Annotated in this window: 8 protein-coding genes; 3 read left to right on the top strand and 5 right to left on the bottom strand. The window is 33.8% G+C overall.

Going from position 1 to position 7,869, the window contains the following annotated elements; translation table 11 throughout:
* Nucleotides 1-741 precede the first annotated feature (741 nt).
* The 3 genes from ULVI_RS12890 to ULVI_RS12880 form a co-directional block, all read right to left on the bottom strand.
* On the bottom strand, nt 742-1,215 hold the full coding sequence (locus ULVI_RS12890; RefSeq protein WP_068593209.1) for an SLC5/6 family protein: 474 nt from the start codon (nt 1,213-1,215) through the stop codon (nt 742-744).
* Between the two features lie 302 nt (nt 1,216-1,517).
* Entirely contained in the window at nt 1,518-1,766 is a 249-nt protein-coding gene (locus tag ULVI_RS12885; protein ID WP_068593208.1) for a hypothetical protein, read from the bottom strand.
* Nucleotides 1,767-1,887: 121 nt separating this feature from the next.
* A complete protein-coding gene (locus ULVI_RS12880) occupies nt 1,888-2,760 on the bottom strand; it encodes a tyrosine-type recombinase/integrase (RefSeq protein WP_241780993.1) in 873 nt (290 codons plus the stop codon).
* A gap of 263 nt (nt 2,761-3,023) precedes the next feature.
* Between ULVI_RS12880 and ULVI_RS12875 the strand changes: the two genes are divergently transcribed.
* On the top strand, nt 3,024-3,287 hold the full coding sequence (locus ULVI_RS12875; RefSeq protein ID WP_241780992.1) for a hypothetical protein: 264 nt from the start codon (nt 3,024-3,026) through the stop codon (nt 3,285-3,287).
* 183 nt (nt 3,288-3,470) lie between these two features.
* On the opposite strand, the gene ULVI_RS12870 is transcribed toward ULVI_RS12875, so the two are convergent.
* Nucleotides 3,471-4,940, bottom strand: coding sequence for a potassium/proton antiporter (locus ULVI_RS12870; RefSeq protein ID WP_068593206.1), 1,470 nt, complete (start codon nt 4,938-4,940; stop codon nt 3,471-3,473).
* Nucleotides 4,941-5,270: 330 nt separating this feature from the next.
* Here ULVI_RS12870 and ULVI_RS12865 point away from each other — a divergent pair, with 330 nt between their 5' ends.
* Together ULVI_RS12865 and trxB are read left to right on the top strand one after the other, a co-directional pair.
* Nucleotides 5,271-6,071: a sulfite exporter TauE/SafE family protein gene (locus ULVI_RS12865; RefSeq protein ID WP_068593205.1), complete on the top strand. Its 801-nt coding sequence runs from the start codon at nt 5,271-5,273 to the stop codon at nt 6,069-6,071.
* Between the two features lie 215 nt (nt 6,072-6,286).
* Nucleotides 6,287-7,252: a thioredoxin-disulfide reductase gene (gene trxB, locus ULVI_RS12860; protein ID WP_068593204.1), complete on the top strand. Its 966-nt coding sequence runs from the start codon at nt 6,287-6,289 to the stop codon at nt 7,250-7,252.
* Nucleotides 7,253-7,330: 78 nt separating this feature from the next.
* Here the strand turns inward: trxB and ULVI_RS12855 are convergent, their stop codons facing one another.
* A complete protein-coding gene (locus ULVI_RS12855; RefSeq protein ID WP_068593203.1) occupies nt 7,331-7,783 on the bottom strand; it encodes a hypothetical protein in 453 nt (150 codons plus the stop codon).
* Nucleotides 7,784-7,869 lie beyond the last annotated feature (86 nt).

Genomic DNA, 7,869 nt, shown 5'->3' with positions numbered 1-7,869 from the left:
TTTGGCTTATTGTTTTTATGCGTTGTTATGCACGGTTGCGACACATTTCACAGAGCACGCTTTGCTTAGATGCAGCCGCAACGATTACGCAACACTTCGCAGCGCCGCAAAGTAACATCGATATTTTTGTATTAATTACTGAACTTTTAGGCTTATAAAACTAAATAACTCTCTCAACATTTCCCGTTTTCAGTAATCCGACCATTGAATTAAATGTACTGTCCAATCAGTTTTATAAGACGTGTTGTATCCATTAAGTTTCCGCTTCCGTTTCGCTGCGAAAAATTTTTAGTCAGAAGTTTTATTTAGCTTTCAGATTGCGTGCGGCTTTACAGTTCATCGCAATTTTATAGTTTCAGTTGCGAAATGCTTGGAGAATTTTTGCGTTACGGGCGCCATTACTTGTAACGTGTTTGTGTATGGTTAGTTGCGTGTTTCAGCAACTAATTTAGCAAACATTCACGAGCCAAAGAAAATTCCGAAGGAATTTTCCGAGTAGACCAGAACCAAGCAATTAATTATACACGTTGTTGTAAACAGTTATTTATTCCGATTAAAGTTTGGTTCAAATTTTCTTTTGATAATTAATTTTCTTTTATGAATTAAAAAGAAAAAATAGCCAATGTAGCTGAATATCAAAACTATCCCAATCCAAATATATTTGTCTCGTTTGTATTTAAAATTTAAAAACCTTAACTCTAATAGAAATAAAACGAAAAATACAATTCTGAAATACAGCATTTACAAGACAGTTATTTTTTCAGTAATGTATTTCTCAATCAGTTCCTTGTCCGTTTTATTTTTTATTATTAATAATTCGTTGTTTTTATGTGTCCGATAATTCATTAGAAATTTCGTTTTTCCGCTTCGAGTTAATTCCGAGTATTCAAATCGGTTTGGGTCAAATTTTTCGTCTATCAATTCCGTTTTTTGAGTTCGGTCAAGTATTTTTTTCAGTCGAATTATTTTTCCGCTTTTTTCGTCAATTTTTAATTCCGAGTAATAAATCCACGATGCAAATCGATAAAGAGTGTATCCAATTAAAGTCAAAATCGCCACAAAAATTCCGATTCCAATTCCGAGCAACCAAATCAACAATATGAATGAAGCAGAAGTCCAAACAATTAATTCTTTCCACTTAAATGGAATTCGGTCACTTAAAGTATGAACGTGTCCATTTTTGGAAATCCTGAAGTAGTCTTCGTGTTCGTTCATAATTGTTTACAACGGTTTGTGTATGATTTCGTTGCGTGTTTCAGCAACTAATTTACTAAATAAAAACTGGCTTTAATTCAGCGCGAGGATTTTCCGAAGGAAAATCAGAAGCAATGAATTATACACGTTGTTAGCACACGTTTTTATTCCACTTTTTTATATTCATAATGCTTGTCAAAAAGTCCGCCTTTATTTTTATAAATGAGTTTGTTTTTGTCAATTTTGACTATGATGTAATTCCGATTTCCGATAGTCAGAATTGAGTCAGTCAATTTATAAGTTGCATCATATTCATTTCCCATTTAGTTAATGAATATTTTTTTGTCTTTATTAAAAGTCAGAGTGGTTTTCAGTTCCGCTTTTGAGTCAGATTCTGATTCCGAGTCAGAGTCAGAGTCAGAGTTGTTTTCAGTAAGCGGCTCAATATCGTCAGGAAGAGAGTCAGTTTCCTCAACTAAAATCCATTTTCCGTAAAGTTTATTTTCCGATATGGATTGTGCTTTGCAAGAATTAATTCCGAGAATTAAAGTCAGTATTATAAATATTCTCATAGTTTTTCTCAAATGTGTGCTAACTTGTTTATAGAAAAATGTTTCATTCACCCTATAATATTAATTTGGGGTATAGCGATGTGTTTTATGAAAAAACATAATCCAATATTTAGTAAATATACTATAAATCATCAAATGGATTTTTTATGTTTCGTAAACTATTGCTCGTGACATGAGTATAAATCATGGTTGTTTTTGGACTATTATGACCCAATAACTCTTGTATGTAACGTATGTCGGTACCACTTTCTAATAAATGGGTAGCAAAACTATGTCGTAATGTATGGAGACGTATATTTTTGGTAATCATTGCTTTGCTTGCACTACGCTTTAAAACCTGTCTAGCACTAACAGGTGAATAATGTAAACCAGTCTGCCCCTCAAATAAAAGTTTTTTGGGTCTGTAAATTTTATAATACTCTCGGAGTAAGTTTAAGAATTTCTCAGATAATAAGGTGTATCGATCTTTTCTTCCTTTTGCTCCTTGTACAAAAAGTAGCATTCGGTCACTGTCGACATCTGTTAATTTCATTGAAAGGGCCTCTCCAATTCGTAACCCTCCAGAATATAATAAGGTGAGTAATGCCTTGTGTTTCAAATTTCGGGTGCAATCTAAGATCCGTTTTACTTCATCTTTTGAAAGAATTTCTGGAAGTGTCTGCGATTTTCTTGGACGCTCTATTTCGTCAATGTCCAAATCGATGCCTCTAAATTCAATATATCTTTTAATACCACTGATGCACTGATTTTGATATGAAATTGAATATCCGTTGGTAATTATATAATCATAATTAAACCGTTTTATCCAAAGTGGTGTGATTTCTTTTGCATCATGCTGTAACAAATATTTTAGAAAACGAAAAGTTGCTTCAGAGTAGGTAGTGATGGTATTTTCGGCTAAACGTTTTTCATACATCCATTTCTTATAACTTTCAACCAAAGAAATAAGGTCCGGGTAATATGGATGAGTCGATATTTTTATGTTTTCAATCATAGATTCAATCTATAAATATCGCCTTTTTTCAGTTCAAAAATAGTAGAATTAAATATTAAGCGTATCTTAACCGTTATAAACGAATAAATGGTATCGACTTCCCTGTATAGTATTGTTTCACTTTCAAAAACAAAAAAACTATGCAAGACACCAATTTTGATAAAACACAAAAAAATCCACGCACTTGTAAAATATGTAGCAGTAAAATATACGGGAGAAAAGATAAAATTTTCTGTTCTGTACGTTGTAAAAACTATTATCATGTGAACCTTCGAAGGGTCACGCGAATTTCAGCAGTTCAGATCGATCGTATTCTTCATCGTAATCGCTCTATTTTGCTTGAACTTTTGGGAAAAAATCGAATTCAGAAAAAAATTCCTAGATTGATTTTAGCAAACAAAAACTTTAAGTTTAATTACCTCACTCATTTTCATGTAAACAGTAAAGGGAAGATGTATCATTATATTTATGATTTTGCTTGGGTATCCTTCTCAGATGATGAAGTGTTAATTCTTCGGAAACGATAAAACGCTCGTTGGTACATTACTAGTAAGAGTAATAATAGGACTCTAGTTTTAATTTAATAATTAAAGTTTAGGTTGATATTTTTTAATTTCAAAATGATCTTTCATACTTAAAAAGTATTTTTGAAATTGTATATTAAAAAATCAGCTTCTAAACCTTTCTCTTGAAGGTATATATGAATTATTTTATGCCTTGTGAGTTCTAAGTGTTTTATAAACTTCTTCAAAAACTTCAGGTCTGTCTGCCAAAACGATCAAGGTGTCTTGTTCTTTTATTTTAGTTAATCCGTTTGGAATAATATAGCTGTCATCTCTATTTATCATTGCTATAATTGCGTTGGTTGGAAAACCTAAATCTACAATTTTCTTATCTACAGCGAAACAGTCTGATGTGATTAAGAGTTCTTTCATTTCAGCTTTGGGGTTTTCTGCGAGCAATAAATCGGTTGGAGTCAACTTCTTTTGGGTCTCGGGCAATCCTACTCCTAGCCATTTGGCAAACACCGAAAGTGTGGTTCCTTGAATTAATATAGAGGTTACTGAAATAAAAAATACAATATTAAATATCATGTTTGCTTTGTCGATTCCTGCCAAAAGGGGATAGGTTGCAAATACAATTGGAACTGCGCCACGAAGCCCAACCCAAGAAATATAAAATCTTCTTTTCAGTTTCATTTTAAAAAAGAGTAGACTAATAAATACCCCAATAGGACGAGCGACTAGTATGAGAAAGATTGAAATAAGTAGTCCAATGCCCATATATGGAATGATTTGAGAAGGAAATACAAGCAGTCCTAACGTAAGGAATAATACAATCTGCATGAGCCATGCCAGACCATCGAACATTTTTAAAATAGTTTTTTTATGGATCAGGTCTTGATTCCCTAAATACACTGCACAAATGTATATGGCTAAAAAGCCGTTTCCTCCTACAAAATCGGTCGCTGAAAACGTAGTGAACATTAGAGCAATAACTAGAACGGGATAAAGCCCTTCAAAATCCAGTTTGATGTTATTTATAATAAATTTACTTGCTATTCCAAAGGCAATTCCTCCGATCGCCCCTAAAATCATTTGTTGTAAAAACAAAGGAATGATCGAGAAAAAACTTTGGTCCTGGTTAATTACGAGGGTTAAAAACGCAATAGTAAGAACATAAGCCATTGGATCATTACTTCCACTTTCTAACTCTAACGTTGGTCTTAAATTAGTCTTTAGCGCAAGACTTTTAGACCGTAAAATTGAAAATACTGCCGCAGCATCGGTTGAAGATACAATAGAGCCTAAGAGCAAACTTTCATATATGGTAAAATCTGTTATAAAATAAACAAAGATGCCAAGTGAGACAGCTGTTAATAAAACTCCTAATGTTGATAGCGCAATTCCTTCCCGAAGAATTGGCTTAACTGTATTCCAATTGGTATCAAGACCCCCTGAGAACAATATGAAGTTTAAAGATATAATGCCTATAAATTGAGCAAATTGTGGATCGTCAAAACGAATTCCTCCAATTCCGTCGGAGCCTGCCAACATTCCAATAGCTAAGAATAGTAGTAAGGTAGGTACTCCAAATTTATAAGAAGTCTTACCAGCAAAAATGCTTATAAGAAGCAATAGAGAGCCTACTAATAATATATTTTCTATGGTTAGATTCATTCTAAGTTGTTTTAAATCTTACCGTGCAAATGTAGTGTTACTCCTAAAAAAATGTCGAATGGTATTGAGTTTTATATAAATAATCTAATGCTTGCAAAAATTAAAAAAAATTGATTGTACTAAGAATTGTTAATATTAGAAACTGTTAAGAATCAGATTTGAGAATATCTTAAATAATAGGCTATTTAGCTAAGTTTAAAAATAAAGTATTCAATTTTTTCAGGAAATTAATAGGTGCTTTCCATAAAATTCCTTTCAAAATTATATCTTAGCTAACCAAAAAAACAGATTTCCTCGTAACTATTTAAAAAGTAAAGTAACAAGCCTGTTATGGATTTAATAGAACTTATCGGATATGTCTGTGCATTAGTAATCGGTATTGTTTTAGGGCTAATTGGTGGAGGAGGATCTATATTAACAGTTCCTGTTCTCGTATATCTTTTATCGTTTAATCCTGTAACTGCAACAGCCTACTCTTTGTTTGTGGTAGGGATTTCAGCATTAGTAGGAGCCTTCCGAAACATGCAAAAAAAATTGGTAGACTTTAAAACTGCCATTGTTTTTTCAATTCCAGCATTTATTGCAGTTTATAGTACTCGTAAATTCATCGTACCCGCAATTCCAGAAGAGTTAGGAACCATTTTTGGTTTTCTAATTACAAAAGATGTTGGGATCATGGTGTTCTTTGCATTTATTATGCTTGTTGCTGCACTTTCAATGATTTTTAATAAGTCGATGGATGTAACAGATGAGACTTCTGTTATTTATAATTACCCTTTAGTAGTTATCGAAGGATTTGTTGTGGGAGTATTAACAGGAATAGTTGGCGCAGGGGGTGGATTTCTTATTATTCCTGCTTTGGTTCTGTTGGCAAAATTACCCATGAAAAAAGCGGTAGCAACCTCTTTATTGATCATTGCTGTAAAGTCACTAATCGGATTTATAGGCGATATCGAAAATTTAGACATCGACTGGACATTCTTACTTATATTTTCAGGAATCTCGGTTGGAGGTATTTTTATCGGGATTTGGGCAAATAAATTTGTAAATGGAAAAAAACTAAAAAAGAGTTTTGGCTGGTTTGTACTAATTATGGCGATCTATATTATTTTTAAAGAATTCTCCATGTAATTTCTTCGGAAGGTTTACAACTTTGAAACTTTTTTCATTCCCTCCGTATAAAGCTTAGGGTTCTCAAATTTAATGTTTTTTTCTCCCTACTCACTGCAATATCTTTAAGATAGTAAAATGCAATTTCGGAATAACATTTATTAATAACTTTTAACTTCCCATTCTAATGAAAGTTACTACTTTTACACTCTCAAAAATTTTGAAGTACACTTATTATGTCAGATACTATTGAAAGAATAAAATGCTTAATTATTGGATCGGGTCCTGCAGGATACACAGCAGCTATATATGCAGCAAGAGCAGACCTTAAACCGGTTATGTATACAGGAATGGAACCAGGTGGTCAATTAACAACCACGACCGAAGTTGATAATTTCCCAGGATATCCTGAGGGAATCGATGGTCCTACCATGATGGTGCAGTTGCAACAACAAGCCGAACGTTTCGGAACGCAAGTGCGTATCGGGATGGTAACCGCCGTAGAATTCAGCGAAGAAGTGGGAGGAATTCATAAAATTACCGTGGACAATGCTACGCAAATCGAAGCCGAAACAGTAATAATTTCTACTGGAGCTACCGCTAAATATCTTGGACTTCCAAGCGAGCAACGCCTTCGTGGAGGTGGTGTTTCTGCCTGCGCAGTATGCGACGGATTTTTCTATAAAAATCAAGATGTAGCAATTGTTGGTGGTGGTGACACGGCTGCCGAAGAAGCTACCTACCTTGCTAATATTTGTAACAAAGTTACGATGTTGGTACGTAAAGATGAGATGAAAGCATCCAAGGCAATGCAACACCGGGTAACTTCTACCGAAAATATTGATCTTCGTTACAACACCGAGATCGATGAAGTGTTAGGAGATATGGTTGTGGAAGGATTACGTATGAAAAACAATAAAACTGGAGAAAAAGAAACCATCGATATTACTGGGTTGTTCATCGCTATTGGACATAAACCCAATACCGAAATCTTTAAAGGTCAGTTGGAGATGGACGACACCGGATATTTAATTACAAAAGGGAAAAGCACCAAAACCAATAAACCAGGAGTATTTGCCAGTGGGGATGTGCAAGACAAAGAATACCGTCAAGCAGTTACTGCAGCAGGTACGGGATGTATGGCAGCGCTCGATGCAGAACGTTATTTAGTTGCTGTAGAAGACCAAGTGGCTGCTTCTTAATACAGCTTTTAAAATAAAAAAAATCCGTTACTAATTTAAACTTGAATTAGTAACGGATATTTTTTTACTATAGAGTTTTTATAATTTTCTAAAAACTAAGACTTTTGTTCCAGCATCATTCTCTTCTGTGAGGTTGACCTCTGTTTCGCTCGCACTTAAAATATCCCAATCTTCAGAAATATCATCGAAACTTTCAGTAACGGGATCTTGAAAGGTAATATCAAGTTCTTCCTTATCGTCACCCGAATCTGAAGAAGCATCATCATACAACCAACTTCCTGTTTCAGTAAAAAGATCGGTAGAAGCACTTAATACTCCATCTTCTCTAAAAGCAAATTCGAAGCCTTCAAAATTAGCGGTTTCGTCGGTTCCATTATTATTAAAATTTGTCACTTCCCAAGTGCCTTGTGATAAATTCATCACAATATCTTCAAATTCATTGGTAATAACAGGTTGTGCGTCATCATCTGAACTACAAGCGACCAGCGTGAGGATGGCTGTAATTAGAAATACAGTTTTTAAAGTTTTCATAGTCTTAAGGTTTTTATTTAATATCGTATTTCAAAACGTAAATTATCTTAAAGTGAAGCTAAATAACGAAACTTTAAGAAAACCAG

This window comes from Cochleicola gelatinilyticus, from assembly GCF_001637325.1.
GTDB classification, from domain to species: Bacteria; Bacteroidota; Bacteroidia; order Flavobacteriales; family Flavobacteriaceae; genus Cochleicola; species Cochleicola gelatinilyticus.
The sequence above is the reverse complement of the archived record's forward strand: the minus strand, read 5'-3'. Positions and strand labels throughout refer to the sequence as shown.